Here is a 14109-nt window from a genome sequence, read left to right as displayed (position 1 = left end):
CACACCAAGGGGAGCCGGCGGAAGATTTACATTTTGGTCATAAGATCTTAATATGGGTCCATGGGAGCGCTCCCACACGCCGATACGGCGATGCGACCGCGATTAAACGACGATGTCCGTTTCGCCGAATGCCCGGATGGGGTTTATGTACACGGCGACTACGGATCCTGCACGCTGCGGGGACGCCAAGCGTACGCCTGGCTCGCCAGGCTGGCTCCGGCGCTGACCGGAGAGCACACCCTGGCGGAGCTGACCGCGCAACTCCCCGGCGACAAGCGGGACATGGTCGAGAGCCTGGTCCGCCGGCTGGCGGAGCAACGGTTCGTCGTGGACGCCCGGCAGGCGCGGCCCCACGGCCTGACCGAGGCCGAACGGCGCACGTACGCGGAGGAGATCGCCTTCATCGGCTATGTGCTCGACTCCCCCGAGTGGCGGTTCGAGCGGCTCCGCCGTTCCCGGTTGGTACTGGCGGGCGACGGCCCGCTGCAAGCGGCGCTGCTGGAGGCGTGCGCCGGCTCCGGCTGGCGGCGGATCAGCGTGATCTGCCCGGACACCGCGGCGATCCGCCAGGCCCGAGACCGGGCCCGCCGCGATCCTGGGCAGGAGGTACGGATCCTCCCCCTCACCGGCGACGCCCTTCCCCGCGCGATCGCCGAGGAAGCCGACGTCCTGCTCCACGTGTGCGCGGACATCGACGCGCTCGTGACCACGGCCCGCGCCTGCGAGGCGGCCGGCATCGCCGTGGGGCAGGCCCTTGTCCGGCCTACGGAGGTGTGGCTCAGCCAGGTGGGCAGGCCCTCGGTGACGGCCGTGGAGTCGGGCTGGCACCGGTTGTCCGCCTTGCCGGCCGCGACCCCGCCCCACTCCGGCGAGGACTGGCTGACGGGCCCGGTGCCCACGGTGGTCGCCGCCATGCACGCCCTGGCCTGCTTCTCCCATCTGACCGGTCTCGACGCCATCGGCGCGGGCGCGAAACCCCAGCTCACCCGGGTCGACCTGCGCAACCTCGACGCCGTCCCACACCGGTTCGTCCGGCATCCCCTCGCGGGCACCCGTAAGGCCCGGGGACCCGATGGCGATCAGGGTCTCGAGACGCCCCGGGACCCGGACGCGGTTCGAGGACCCGAGGGGGTTCGGGCCGCGGTCGAGTTCCTGGCGTCGGCCGCGCCGCTCGGCGCCGCGGAGCTGCTCGACCGGGCGGCAGAGGTGGTCGACTCCCGGCTGGGCCTCGTCGGCACGCTGGACGAGGAGGGGCTGGCGCAGACCCCGCTGTCCGTCTGTCAGGCCACCGTCTCCGACCCGCTCGGCGCGCTGCCCCGCTGGGCGCCGCCCCCGCGGGCCGTCGGGTGGGGCGAGGACCGGCGCACGGCGCGGCTGCGCTGCCTGCTGGCCGCGCTGGCCACGTACGGCGTCCTCGCGGGCGCGGGTGCCGACGGCGAGGAAGTGTGGGGCGCGGAGCTGCCGGACGGCCGGCCGCGCCCGGTGCCGGCGGCGGCCCTCCGGCTCGCCGGGACCGGCGGCCTCCGGGTTCCCGACGGCGCCGGGGCCGGCCTGAGCTGGGACGAGGCGGTCGCCGCCGGGCTGCGGACCCACTGCGAGGCACTGCTGGCCGCGCGCCCGCCGACCGGCACGGCGGGCGGCGCCGGAGCGAACCCGCCGGCCGGCTACGCGTCCGACCCGGTGGCGGGTGCGCTGGCGCGCCAGCTCGCGCTGGCCGGCGAGGCGCCGGACGTCCGCGATTGCACTTCCATGCTCGGCGTGCCCGCCCTGGCATTCACCGTCCCCGGCCACCCGCCGCTGGTGTCAGCGGCCGCCACGGCGCAGGCCGCCCTGCGGGACGGACTGGAACGGCTGCTGCTGCGCCGGCAGTCCCGGACCGAACGGCAGAGCGCGTACTCCGGCGCCCGCCCCCTGTGGGCGCCGCCCGGCGACCCGGCGGAGGCCGTACGGGTCATGGCGGCCGCCCTCCGCGCGGCGGGCAGGGTGCCGGTGGCGGTGCCGCTCGACGGCGACCCCGAAGCGGCCCGGCTGCTCCCCTTCGTCACCCAGGTCGTGCTCCTTGACGACTGAGACCGCCTCGACGACCGCGCCCGCCGAACCGCCGGGGCCGGTGACCGTGCTGGGAACGGGCAGGCTGCACGCGGCGATCCGCTCGGCCTTCGCGGCCGCCGAACCCGCCGGGCCGGCCCGTCCCGGCTGCGCGGCGATCGTCGTCGCGAGCGACGCGGACGACGTCCGGCCGTACCCCGCGGTGGCGCGGCGGGCGGCCGCGCAGGGTGCACCGTGGCTGCCGGTCCGGGTCGACGCCGGCTGGGTGCTGGTCGGCCCGGCGGCGCGCCCGCCCCGGCCGGGCTGCCCGACCTGCGTCGCGCGGCGGCGTGCCGGCAACCGGCCCGACGCGGTGGGGCGCGACGCGCTGCGCGAGCGGTTCGGCGCGGAGCTGGACACCCGGCCCTGCGCCCTCCTCACGCCGCTCGTCACGAAGGCGGTCGCGGCGCTGGTGGCCGACGAGGTGGACCGGCTGCGGCACGACCCCGGGTCCGCACGGACCACCGGCGCGCTGCTCAGAATGCGCGTGCCGACCGGAGCGGTGCGCCGCCACCCGTTCCTGCCCGACCCGCTGTGCCCGGACTGCGGCGCCCGGCCGTACGACGGCCCGGACGCCGGCCGCTACATCCCGGCGCCGGCGCCCAAGCCGCACCCGGCGGCCTTCCGGGTCGGTGGCATCAGCGACAGGGCGGCGGAGCTGGAACGGCGGTTCGTCGACCCGGAGACCGGGATCGTGCAGGCCCTGGTCGCGGAGGAGCGCGGCGGCGGCCCAATGGCGGTCGCCCGGCTCAGCCCGGCGCGGACCGCGCACGAGAGCCACCACGGGTATGGCCGCAGCGACGACTTCGCCTCCGCCCGGGCGACCGCGCTGGCCGAGGCCGTGGAGCGGATAGCCGGCATCCATCCGCGCGGGCGGCGCACCGTCGTGCGCGCCGCGTACGCCGACATCGCCGACCGCGCCCTCGACCCGCGGACCCTGGGCCTGTACCCCGACGACTGGTACGACCAGCCCGATTTCTGGTTCGCCCGCTTCCATCCGGAGCGGCCCACGTCATGGGTGTGGGGGTACTCGTTCCGCCGCGACGAGCCGGTGCTGGTGCCGGAGAGCTACGCGTACTTCGGGCCGCGCCCGGCGGACGACCCAGGGTTCGCCTACGAGTGCTCAAACGGGTGCGCCCTCGGCGGCCACCCGGCCGAGGCGATCCTGTACGGGCTGCTGGAGGTGGCCGAGCGGGACGCGTTCCTCACCACGTGGTACGCCCGGATGCCCATCCCCCGCGTCGACCTGGCGTCGGCGGCCGACCGGCGCATCCCCATGATCGCCCAGCGGGTGCGGGACCGGCTCGGCTACGACGTCCACGCGTTCGCCGCCATGCTGGAGCAGCGGGTGCCGGTGTTCTGGGTGATGGCCGTCGAGGCGACGGGCCGGCCGGACCGCCCGCGGGCGCTGTGCGGCACCGCCGCCCACCTGTCGCCGGAGGAGGCGCTGCGCCGGGCGCTCGACGACCTCGGCCCGATGCTGGAGGGGCACATCGAGCGGTACGACCCGGAGCAGGCGGCCCGGCTGGCGGCCGACTCCGGCCAGGTGCGGCTCCTGGAGCACCATCCCCTGCTCTACGGCCACCCGGAGGCGTCCGGGCGGCTGGGCTTCCTCCCGCTGGAGGGGCCCGCGCTCACGGTGGCGGAGGTCACGGCGCGGCTCGGCTGGCCCGAGCACGACGACCTGACGGCGGACCTCGCCGAGCTGGCCGGGCGCTACCTGGCGAGCGGCCTGGACGTGATCGCCGTCGACATCACCTCTCCCGAGGCCCGGGCGGGTGGCTTCTCCGCCGCGAAGGTCATCGTGCCGGGGGCGATGCCCATGACGTTCGGGCACCGGCACCGGCGCACCCACGGCCTGCCGCGGCTGCTGTCCCTGCCCCGGCGGCTCGGCTACCGGGACGACGACCTGCGGCCCGACCAGCTGAACCCGTACCCGCACCCCTTCCCCTGACCGCGGCCGCCCCCGCTCACCAGGAATCCGCAGAACCGGCAAGGAAGCGAGGCAGACCGGATGCACGGCACCACGGCGACGAACGCGCCCGGCGACGCCACCCGCCGCTACCTGGCCGCGATGCGGAACCGGGGCCCGCTCTCCATCGACCGGGCCAACGCCCCCACCCGGCACAAGCGCTACCCGGAGGCCGAGCGCGCCGTCCTGCCCTGGGGCACCACCCGGGAGGGCGCGGCCCTCGACCTGATCGGCGAGCTCCTGCGGGAGCTGCTCGGCGTGGCCAGGGTCGTGTGGTTCCACCAGTTGGACGACCTCGGCGGCCCGCTGGGCGAGCCGCCGATCCTCCTCGCCGGCCGCCCGGCGCCCTCGGGGGGCGGGCTGTACCCCATCGAGGCGTACGTCGCGGCCGGGGAACCCCGCGTCCCCGGTCTGCCCGCCGCCCTGTACCACTACGACCCGGTGCACCACGCGCTGGAACGCGTGCGGGAGGGCGACCACACCCCGGCTCTCACCGGCCTGCTCGCGGACTCGCCGGCGCCGGACGTCACGCTCGTGCTGTCCGCGGTGTTCTGGCGGTCGATGTTCAAGTACGGCGACTTCGGCTACCGCCTGATGTGCCAGGAGACCGGCGTGCTCCTCGCCCAGGCGCTGGCCGTCGCCGGGCGGCTGGGCCTGGCCACCCGTGCCCACCTGCGGTTCCCGGACGGGGAGGTCGACCGCCTGCTCGGGCTCGACGGCGCGCGGGAGGCCGCGCTGGCCGTGCTCACGCTCACGCTGCCATCCGGACTCGCCGCGGGATCGCACGGCACCGCCCGGGACGCCGCGCCCCTCCCCCGGTCTCGGACCGCGGGCGACCCGGGCACGCCGCTCAGGCCCCTCGCGGCCCCGGACGGCGCGCCGTGCCCCGTGGACGGCCCGCCACTCTGGCGACCGGCCGCCAGGGAGAGCGCGCCGCTCCCCCTGCCGATGCTCGAGGGCCCGGCCGCCGCCCTGCACCGGGCCGGCACGGTCGGCCACGCCCCCGGCCCCTCCTCTCCGGCTCGGCTGCTGCCCTGCCCGCCGGTGGAGCCCGGCGCCACCGTCCCCGCGCCGGAGCCGGCACCCGGGGTGCGGCCGGCGGCGGGGGTGCCGCGACGCGCGTCCCCGCCGGCCGGGTACCGGCCCGCCCCTTTCCCGGGAGGCGCGCTCGGCGCGATCCTGGCGGCCGCGGGCGGCGGGTACCCCGGCGACCTGCCCGGAGCCGGGGAGGGACCCGCGGCGACCGCCGTGTGCCTGCTGGCCCTGAGGGTGGACGGGCTGCCCCGCGGCGCGTACTGGTACGACCCGGAGGCGCGGGTGCTGGGCGAGGTCGCCGGCGCGGACCGGGTGGCCGCCGTGGCCACCGGACGCCTGCTGGCCAACACCCGGCTCGCGCTGCGCGGGGCCGCCGCCGTGCTCGTCCCCGTGGGCGACCCGCTGGCGGGCGTCGGCCTGTTCGGCGACCGGTGGTACCGCCTGCAGCAGATCGAGGCGGGCCTGGTCACCCAGCGGGCCGCGCTGGCCGCCGCCGCGCTGGGCCTGGCCGCGCGCATCCACTCCGACGGCGTGAACGACACCACCGACGAGGTGCTCGGGATCGCCGGAACCCCGCTGCGGAGCCTGTCCTTCCTGGTGATGGGCACGCCCCTGACCGGCGGGCCGCTCCTGGCCCGCCAGATCCCGCCCGGCTCACGCGAGGAGGTGACGCCCACTCCCTGATGACGCCGTGACCACATGGTTCACGGCCCGCGCCCAAGCGAAGACGCAGTGACCATTCTCAGAAGGAGACAAACATGAACAACGACGGCCTGAAGCTCGACCTGCGCGGTCTGGAGGTGGACTCCATCGACGTGCTGTCCGCCGACTCCATCGTGGTGGAGGGCCACGGCACCATCGAGACCGGCGCTTCCTCCTACACCGGCTATTGCTCGTCCTACCTGTCGGCCACCAGCTGCTGGGCGCCGGAGGCGTAAGCCCCGCGACGCCCAGGGCGGCGATCGGGACCGGTGAGCCCACAGGCCCGCCGGTGAGATGAGCAGGGCCGAGGGCGCCCACGCCACGGGCGCCCTCGGCCCCCCGGCGAACCACACGAGGAGCGCGTTCCGTTGACTCATGTAACGCAGGCCGCCCCCGCTGCCGGGGGCGGCGACCCGATAAGGCTCGCCGATCGAAATTATGCCGTGTCGCCGGTCTTCGCGGTCCGCGTCGCGGGCCTGCCCCTGGCGGGGCTCGACCGGATGCGCTGTACCCGCACGTGGGAGATCGTGGACCGGCTCGCGGACCTGACCGAGTGGTTGCGGCGGGAGGGCGCCGAGCTCTCCGGCCCGCTGCACGAGGTGATCGGTGGCGCGGCGGGCGGCCCGCTTAAGCCCGGGCTGGTCGCGCTGCGGCGCGCGGTGTTCTCCGGACGCCGCCCGTCCGGCCGGGCCGCCTCCGCCGAGGTGCTGGCCGCTCTCCCGGAGGAGCTTGCCGCGCGGGTCAGGGAGTGGACCGCCCGGAGGGACCGCGCGGACGCGCTGCGGACCGCGCTGCCCGCCGTGCTGGCGGAGGAGTCGCGGGAGAAGGCCGCGCTGCTGCGCGAGGCGGTGGCCGACGACGGCTTCCGGCGCGGGGTCGCCCAGGGCAGCCCGGTGCTGGCCGCCCGCCTCGACGCCTGGCTCGCCGGGCCGGCGGACCGCCCACCGGACCGGCAGGAGCTGCTGCGGCTGGCGAGGTACGTCGCGAGGGCGACGGTCAAGACCAGCCCGTACGCCACGTTCACCCTCAGCGGGCTCGGCCGCTGGACGGCGGGCGGTCCCGCCGTATGGACCAGCGGCGAGCCGCTCTGGCGCGAGGTCGCCGAGCTCGACCGGGCGGTCCTGCGCCCGCTGTGGTCGGCGCTCACCCGGCACCGGCCCGTGCGCGAGCGGGCGCTGCTACGGGTCAACCCCTCCGCGGCCGACGACGGCGGCCGGGTGTGGTTCCTCGGCCCCGGCCCCACCGAGCCGCTCTCCAGCGTGCCCGCGAGCCCCGGCGTACGGCAGGCCCTCGACTGGGTACGCGGACACCCCTTCCCCACGGTCGCCGGGGCCCCCGGAATCGAGGCGCTGGTCGACGCGGGTCTGCTGGAGCTGGTCCCGCCGTACGACGAGCAGTCGGCCGGCCCGGTGGGCCTGCTGGCGTCCTGGCTCGCCGAGGCCGGCGCGTCGCCGTACGCGGCGGCCGTCGGCCGGATGGCCGAGGCACTGCGGGAGGCAGCCGGCCACCCGCCGTCATCGCCTGCCGAGCACCCGCACCCGGCGCCGCAGGGAGAGTTCGCCGGCCCCGCGGCGGTGGTGCGGGAGGCACTGGAGGAGGTGCTGCCGGCCGGGACGGCCGGGCCGTCGCTGCCCGGCAAGAACCTGCTCTGGCACAGCGCCGTCATGCCCGGCGTCGCGGGACGGCTGAGCGCGGCGGCCTGGCGGGGGGTGTGCGACGACCTCGACGCCGTGCGCCGCCTGCTCGGCCTGTTCGACCCCGACCTGCCGGTCAAGATCGCCGTCACCGCCTTCTTCCTCGACCGGCACGGCCCCGGCGGCCGGATCCCGGCCCTGGACCTCTACCACGAGGTCCACGCCGGGGTCCCCGGGGCGGGCGGCGCGCTGCTGCGCGAGATGCTGCGCAATCCCGTGGCCGCGCCGCGCGTGGTGCCTGGCGAGGAGCCCCCGCCGGGCCTGCGCGAGCTGTCCGAGCTGCGGCGGAGGTTCTGGGAGCTGGCGGGGGCCGGCCCCTCGGCGCCGGAGGCCGTGGTCGACGTCACGGCCGCCCGCCTGGCCGGCTTCACCGCCTCGTTGCCGCGCTTCGCCCGGCCGCCCGGGTCGATCTGCTGCTACCTGCAGGCCGTACCGGACCGGCCGGACGGCGTGCGCGCCGTCGTCAACTCGATCTCGGCCGGGTACGGCAGGGGGCTGTCGCGGCTGCATCGGCTGGTCGGGCTGGCCGGTGGGGAGGCCCCGCCCGCCCCGGAGCTGCGGGCCCCGCAGGGCGACGTGCTGGTGGCCGAGTGCCGGGGGCTCGTGGGCGGCGGGCTCAACCTGCGCACGGCGACGGCCGACCTCGCCCTGAACCACCCGTTCACGGCCGGGGACGCGGACCTGCCGCCCCTCGCGCCCGCGGACCTCACCGTCGGCTACGACCCCGGGTGCGACCGGCTGGCGCTGCACGACGGCAAGGGCCGCGCGGTCCGGCCGGTCCACTTGGGGATGACCGCCCAGCACTGGCTGCCGCCGTGGCTGCAGTTCCTCGTGCGGGCGTTCGGCGAGCCGTCCACGGCGATGGTGCCCGGCTGGGTCTTCCGCACCCGCGGCGAGATGCCGGCCGCGGGCGACGTGGAACGCTGGCCCCGGATGGACGTCGGACGCGTGACGCTCGCCCGGGCGGCCTGGCGGCTGCGGGCCGGCGACTTCCCCGCGCCCGCCAAGGGCGAGGGCGAGGCCGCATATCTGCCGCGGCTGGCCGGATGGCTGGCAGGGCACGGCATGCCCCGCCGCTTCTTCGCGCGGGTGGTCGACCTCGGGGACGGCCTGCTGGTGGGGCTGCTCAGCAAGGACCGCAAGCCCATGTACGTCGACGTGAGCGACATGCTCCTGCTGACCGGGTTCCTGCGCTCGCTGCGCGACCCGGGGGCGCTGGTGGTGCTGGAGGAGGCCCTGCCCGACCCGGCCGACGCCCCCCTGTACGGCGCCGGGAGACGGGTCACCGAGTACGTCGTCCAGCTCTCCGCGGGGCCGGGCCGATGACGGGCACGCGGACGGGCGCGCGGACGGGCGCGGACCAGGGGGCCGCGGGCCGCTGGGTCAGCGCCCACCTGTTCCACTTCGGCGACCTCGACGCCCTGGTCACCGGCGTGGTGGAGCCGGTGGTGCGGGAGCTGGCCGCCGACGGGACGGCGCGCGGCCACTTCTTCCTGCGCTACTGGGAGGGCGGCCAGCACGTGCGGCTGCGGGTGGAGGTCCCCGATCCCTCGCGGGCGGCGCACGCCCGCGACCTGGTGCGCGAGCGGGCGGCGGCCCACTTCGCCGCGCGCCCCTCTCCCCCGGTCGACCTGGAGGCGTACCGCGCCTTCGCGGCGACCGTCGCCAGGGGCGAGCGGCGCGAGCGGTATGACGAGCGGCTGCACCGCACCGATTCGGTGGAGTTCATCGCCTACCGGCCGGAGCACGCGGCCTACGGCGGCGCCGCCTGCGTCTCCGCCGCGGAGCGGCACTTCACGGTGTCGAGCGCGCTCGCGCTCGACGTGCTGCGCGCGGGGGCCGGAATGGAGCGGCGCGCCGCGATCGGGCTGGCCGCGCTCACCATCGCGCTCGCCGCCTGCGAGCCCGACCTGCCCGCCGCCACGCGCCGGTTCGCCGCGGCGGCCCGGGAGGCGGGCCGGCGGCCCGAGATCCCAGGCGGGGAGGACGACTGGCTGCGCCGCAGGGATGCCCTGCTCGCGCAGACCCGCGGGCTGTGGGACCTTCCGGAGTCCGGCGGCGGCCTGCTCGGCGCGTGGGCGTCCTCGGTGCGCGGCCTGCGCGACGACCTCGCCGCGCTGCACGCGGCGGGCAGGTGCGCGCCGTCCGACTCGGGCTCCCCGCACGCCTTCCTCGCCATGGCGGTGCCGCCCGAGCGCCGCACGGTTCCGCTGGTCCTGCTGCGGTGCGCCCACCTGTTCCACAACCGGCTGGGCCTGCGGGCCGGGACCGAGCACCACGTGTCCTTCCTGCTCGCCCGCGCCCTCGCCGACCTGGCCGGCCGCATCGACTCCCGGAGGTGATCCCCCTGACCGGCTCGCCCGCCCAGGACGCCCCGACCTGGCACTGCGTCCACGTCTACTACCACGCCCCCGACAAGGACGGCCTGCTGCTCGACGCCGTACGGCCGCTGTTCGACAGGCTGCGCGGCCAGGTGGAGGCGGCGTACGTGCTGCGCCACTGGAGGCAGGGCCCGCACCTGCGGATCAACGTCAAGGCCGCGCCGCGGGTCTGGCAGGCGGTGGTGCGCCCGCGTATTGAGCAGGTCGTCGGAGGCCATCTGCGCGAGCACCCCTCCACGACCGTGCTCGATCCGGCTGAGAGTCTGACCCGGCACCGCCTGCTCGCCGTACGGGAGCAGGAGCACGGGCCGCTCACGCCGTGGCCGCCGGACAACTCCATCCGCGACGCGCCGTACGACTCGCGGCGGCACGTCCTCGGCGGCGACGAGGCGGTGGACCTGCTCGCCGCGTTCTACACCGACAGCACCCCGCTGCTGTTCGCCATGCTCGACCACGTGCGCGCGGGCCGGGACGGCAGGCTCGGCGTGGCGATGAGCCTCATGCTGACCGTCGCGCACACCTCGCACCCCATCACCCGCAGCTACGTCTCCTACCGCATGCACGCGGAGGGGTTCATCACCTGGGCGGCCGATCCCGAGGCGACCCGGGCCGCCTTCGAGCGCGACTTCCGGGAGCGGCGCGCGGCCCTGACCGGGCGGGTGCGGGAGGTGGTCGCCGCGCTGGACGACCCGGCCGCCCCGCCCGTGCCGTTCGTGCGGGAGTGGTCCGCGCTGCTGGAGCGGTACCGCGCCCGGGCGGGCACGCTGATGGAGGACGGCCGGCTGGCCCAGCCGATGACCAAGCCGGGCGAGGCGTTCGAGGCCCGGCTCGGCGACCTGCCGGTGCCGCGGCGGGATCCGAACGAGTTGCAGCGCCTCATCTTCGACAGCCCGGCCTACCACGAGGCGGTCTTCGCGAACCCCGCCTTCCTGCGCTACCGGGTGCTGCTCAACTACACCTACCTGCACCTCACCCGGATGGGCCTGACCCCGCTCGACAGGTTCCGGCTGTGCCACCTGCTGGCCAACGCCGTGGAGGACCTCTATGGCCTGTCGGCCCTCGATGCGCTCCGACGGTTCGCCGCCGCGGAGCAGGCGCGCCAAGGGGGGTGACCGGCTGGCCGGGGCCCGGACCCGCTGATGGGCACGCCACCCCAAAGCGGGCTCCAGCCCACCGAGGCGCGGCACCGCCTAAGGACCGTCCACCACAGAATTCGAACGGCCGGCACAACCTGATCACGTCCGCTCGAGGAGTCGTCTTTGTCCGGAACAGGAGGTAAGGGGGCAACCTAAAAGGACAACATTCCGGCACATATCTGCTTATTGTGGGATATAAAACGTGTTGTCGCCTAATGGGCAGAACGTTCGTCCATGACAGATCAAACAATTCGCCTATATCATCGCCGTTCGTGGCTGAAGGTGATCTTTTGGGCCCGTCACTGGTCGACGATCTCTACTTTGTCCTGCACGACAACGTGACGGGTCACGCGCGGCTACATCCCCGCCTCACGAGCCTGGGGCTGGCGGGCGCCGTCCTGGCGGAGCTGATGCTCGCCGAGCGTGTGACCGTCGACCTCGCCTCGGGCCAGGACCGCCTCTGGGCGACCGCCCAGGACGCCACTGGCGATCCGCTCACACAGAAGGTGCTCGGCCACATCATCGCCGAGCCGCAACATCCGGTGGGCACGTGGCTCCTCTTCTTCGCCCGTACGATCTACGCCGACGTCCGGGCCAGGATGGTGGCCGCGAAACTGCTCAACCCGCCGGCAAGGCACCTGTTGAGACAGCAGCCCGCGGCCCCCGTGGACACGAATACTGCGGCGTGGCCGCTCGCCCGCCTCAACCTCGCCGTCCAGCGGCGCAAGCCTCCGGTGGTCATGGACTGCGTCCTCTACGGGCTCCTGGCCGCCACCGGCTGTGACCAGCGGGTCTTGTGGGAGCACGATCCCGCGTTCGTGGCCGCCACGACCGCCACGCTGCCCGTACCGCTGCAGAGACTCATCGCCCAGACCAAGGTCGCCGTCGGCCAAGCCGTCATCAGCCGCCGGTGACCCACTTCCCGCCCCCCACCCCACGGAGCTCCAGATGTCCCTCACAGAGCAACGGCCCAGCGCCGTCTCCGCCGCCCTGGCCGAAGATCGGCTCGGTGTCCCGTCGATCGTGTTCTTCGTCATCTCCGCGGCGGCGCCGCTGATGGTCGTCGCGGGTTCGGTCCCGACGGCGTACGCGGTGACGGGCGTCATCGGTGTGCCGTTCGCGTTCCTGATGCTGGGCGCGGTGTTCACGCTCTTCGCCGTCGGGTACGTGACGATGGCCAGGCACGTGGTGAACGCGGGCGCCTTCTACGCCTATGCCGCCCAAGGACTCGGCCGGACGACCGGCGTGGCGACGGCGTGGGTGGCACTGCTGGCCTACAACGCGCTGCAACTGGGCCTCTACGGCATCATCGGGTCGGCGGCCGAGCCACTGCTCCTCGACTGGTTCGGCGCCTCGCCCGCGTGGTGGGTGATCGCGCTGGTGGCGTGGGCGCTGACCGGCCTGCTCGGCCTGCTGCGGGTCGACGTCAACGGCAGGATCCTCTCCGTCCTGCTGGTGAGCGAGATCGCCATCGTTCTGCTGTTCGGCCTCGGCGACCTGAGTCACGCCGCCCCGAGCGGCATCAGCTTCGAGGGCTTCACTCCCGGCTCGCTGTTCGTGCCCGGCGTGGGCGCCGCGCTCGCCACCGTCGTCGCGGGGTTCGCCGGCATCGAGTCGTCGGTGGTCTTCGCCGAGGAGTCCAAGGACCGCAACAGGACCGTGCCCATCGCCACCTACCTGGGCATCGCGATCATCGCAGTTCTGTACGCGGTCTCCGCCTGGGCCCAGACGCTGCCGACCGGGCCGGACGGAATCGTCAAGGCGGCATCCGAGCAGGGGACCGTGCTGATCTTCAACCAGGCGTCCGCCCACCTGGGCTCCACCATCGCCACCGTCGGCTCCGTACTGTTCGTGACCAGCAGCCTTGCCTGCATGATCGCCTTTCACAACACCACGGCCCGCTACATCTTCGCCCTGGGCCGCGAGAACGTGCTCCCCTCGGTGTTCGGGCGCACCTCGGCCCGCACCGCCGCCCCGACGGCCGGATCGGTGCTGCAGACGGCGCTCGGGCTGATCGTGATCAGCGCCTACGCGATCTTCGGCCTCGACCCGGTCACGAAGCTGTTCTTCACTTTCGGCGCCTTCGGCGGCCTCGGGCTGCTGACCCTGCTCACCGTCACCTCCATCGCGGTGATCGTCTTCTTCGCCCGCGACCCTCGGGGGGAGACGGCATGGCGGACACGCGTCGCCCCGGCCCTGGCGGCCCTGGCGCTAGGCGTGATCATCGGACTGACACTGATCAACTTCGACACGGTCCTCGGGGTCGCCCCCGACTCGGCCATCCGATGGATCCTGCCCGGCATCTTCGTCGTCGCCATCGCCTTCGGCGTCGCGTGGGCCCGTGTGCTGAAGGCGACGAGGCCCAAGGTGTACGCCAACATCGGCCTCGGCGCCCAGGCCGTCAGTGGAGGCACCAAGTGACGGCCGAGATCACCCGGATGAGGGACGCGGCCCTGGCCGGCGAGCTCATCGCCGACACGTTCGGCTCCGATGCGATCACCCGCTGGCTCGTCCCGCCGGTGCGGGACCGCCTGCCGATCCAGCGGCGCTTCTTCACCATGCACGTCGCGCACGCGCTCGACCACGGCGATGTCTACGGGATCCGCGAGTCAGGCGCGCTCGCCGGCGTCGCGGTGTGGTTCACCGCGCCGTTCCCCGAGATCCCCGGCCAGGAGGAGGCGATCGCCTCCTTCGCCGGGGAACACGCCGAACGGTACGGCGTCTTAGGGCAGCAGATGGACAAGCTCCACCCCCACGAGCCGCACCACTACCTGGCGTTCATCGCCCTGGCACGAGGAAAGACCGGCCGCGGCCTCGGCAGCCTGCTGCTGGAGGAGCACCACGGGCGGCTCGACGCCCAAGAGATGCCCGCCTACCTGGAGGCCAGCAGTGAGGCGAGCCGCCGCCTCTATCTCCGCCACGGCTATGCCGACATGCCGGAGCTGCTCCGGCTGCCCGGCGGCCCGGTCATGTATCCCATGTGGCGCGCGTCCCGCTCTTCCGCATCGGCCGAGGTCGATGCCTCCCGTTCGGCGGGGTCTCCTGAATCACGATCACATGAGGTATAAGGCAGTTAACGTCGTTTCGCCCCTGTCATCGTG

10 protein-coding genes are annotated in these 14109 nt (G+C 74.8%); all 10 read left to right on the top strand.

Features of this window, described 5'->3' with window-relative positions; all coding sequences use genetic code 11:
* The first annotated feature begins 90 nt into the window (after window positions 1-90).
* Window positions 91-2070 (top strand): hypothetical protein, encoded by a 1980-nt coding sequence (locus tag MYF83_RS27505; protein ID WP_248963618.1) that lies wholly within the window; start codon window positions 91-93, stop codon window positions 2068-2070.
* Window positions 2060-4042: a TOMM precursor leader peptide-binding protein gene (locus tag MYF83_RS27500; RefSeq protein WP_248963617.1), complete on the top strand. Its 1983-nt coding sequence runs from the start codon at window positions 2060-2062 to the stop codon at window positions 4040-4042. Before MYF83_RS27505 ends, MYF83_RS27500 begins: the two co-directional genes overlap by 11 nt.
* Window positions 4043-4102: 60 nt before the next feature.
* Window positions 4103-5779: a SagB family peptide dehydrogenase gene (locus MYF83_RS27495; protein WP_248963616.1), complete on the top strand. Its 1677-nt coding sequence runs from the start codon at window positions 4103-4105 to the stop codon at window positions 5777-5779.
* Window positions 5780-5853: 74 nt separating this feature from the next.
* The gene (locus MYF83_RS27490) at window positions 5854-6033 is read left to right on the top strand and encodes a thiopeptide-type bacteriocin (protein WP_248963615.1); all 180 of its coding nucleotides are present in this window, start codon (window positions 5854-5856) and stop codon (window positions 6031-6033) included.
* A gap of 207 nt (window positions 6034-6240) precedes the next feature.
* Complete coding sequence (locus MYF83_RS27485) at window positions 6241-8817, top strand: lantibiotic dehydratase (protein ID WP_248963614.1); 2577 nt, start codon at window positions 6241-6243, stop codon at window positions 8815-8817.
* Window positions 8814-9833 (top strand): lantibiotic dehydratase C-terminal domain-containing protein, encoded by a 1020-nt coding sequence (locus tag MYF83_RS27480; protein WP_248963613.1) that lies wholly within the window; start codon window positions 8814-8816, stop codon window positions 9831-9833. Before MYF83_RS27485 ends, MYF83_RS27480 begins: the two co-directional genes overlap by 4 nt.
* Window positions 9830-10984 carry a thiopeptide maturation pyridine synthase gene (locus MYF83_RS27475; RefSeq protein WP_248963612.1) on the top strand — a complete coding sequence of 385 codons (1155 nt, stop codon included), beginning with the start codon at window positions 9830-9832 and terminating at the stop codon, window positions 10982-10984. The genes MYF83_RS27480 and MYF83_RS27475 overlap by 4 nt, the downstream gene beginning before the upstream one ends.
* A 314-nt stretch (window positions 10985-11298) precedes the next feature.
* Complete coding sequence (locus MYF83_RS27470) at window positions 11299-11922, top strand: GOLPH3/VPS74 family protein (protein WP_248963611.1); 624 nt, start codon at window positions 11299-11301, stop codon at window positions 11920-11922.
* A 34-nt stretch (window positions 11923-11956) separates the two neighbouring features.
* Window positions 11957-13429 (top strand): APC family permease, encoded by a 1473-nt coding sequence (locus tag MYF83_RS27465; protein ID WP_248963610.1) that lies wholly within the window; start codon window positions 11957-11959, stop codon window positions 13427-13429.
* Entirely contained in the window at window positions 13426-14076 is a 651-nt protein-coding gene (locus MYF83_RS27460; protein WP_248963609.1) for an N-acetyltransferase, read from the top strand. The genes MYF83_RS27465 and MYF83_RS27460 overlap by 4 nt, the downstream gene beginning before the upstream one ends.
* Window positions 14077-14109: the final 33 nt, after the last annotated feature.

It is taken from the genome of Sphaerisporangium perillae (assembly GCF_023276435.1).
Classification (GTDB): Bacteria; Actinomycetota; Actinomycetes; order Streptosporangiales; family Streptosporangiaceae; genus Sphaerisporangium; species Sphaerisporangium perillae.
The sequence above is the reverse complement of the archived record's forward strand: the minus strand, read 5'-3'. Positions and strand labels throughout refer to the sequence as shown.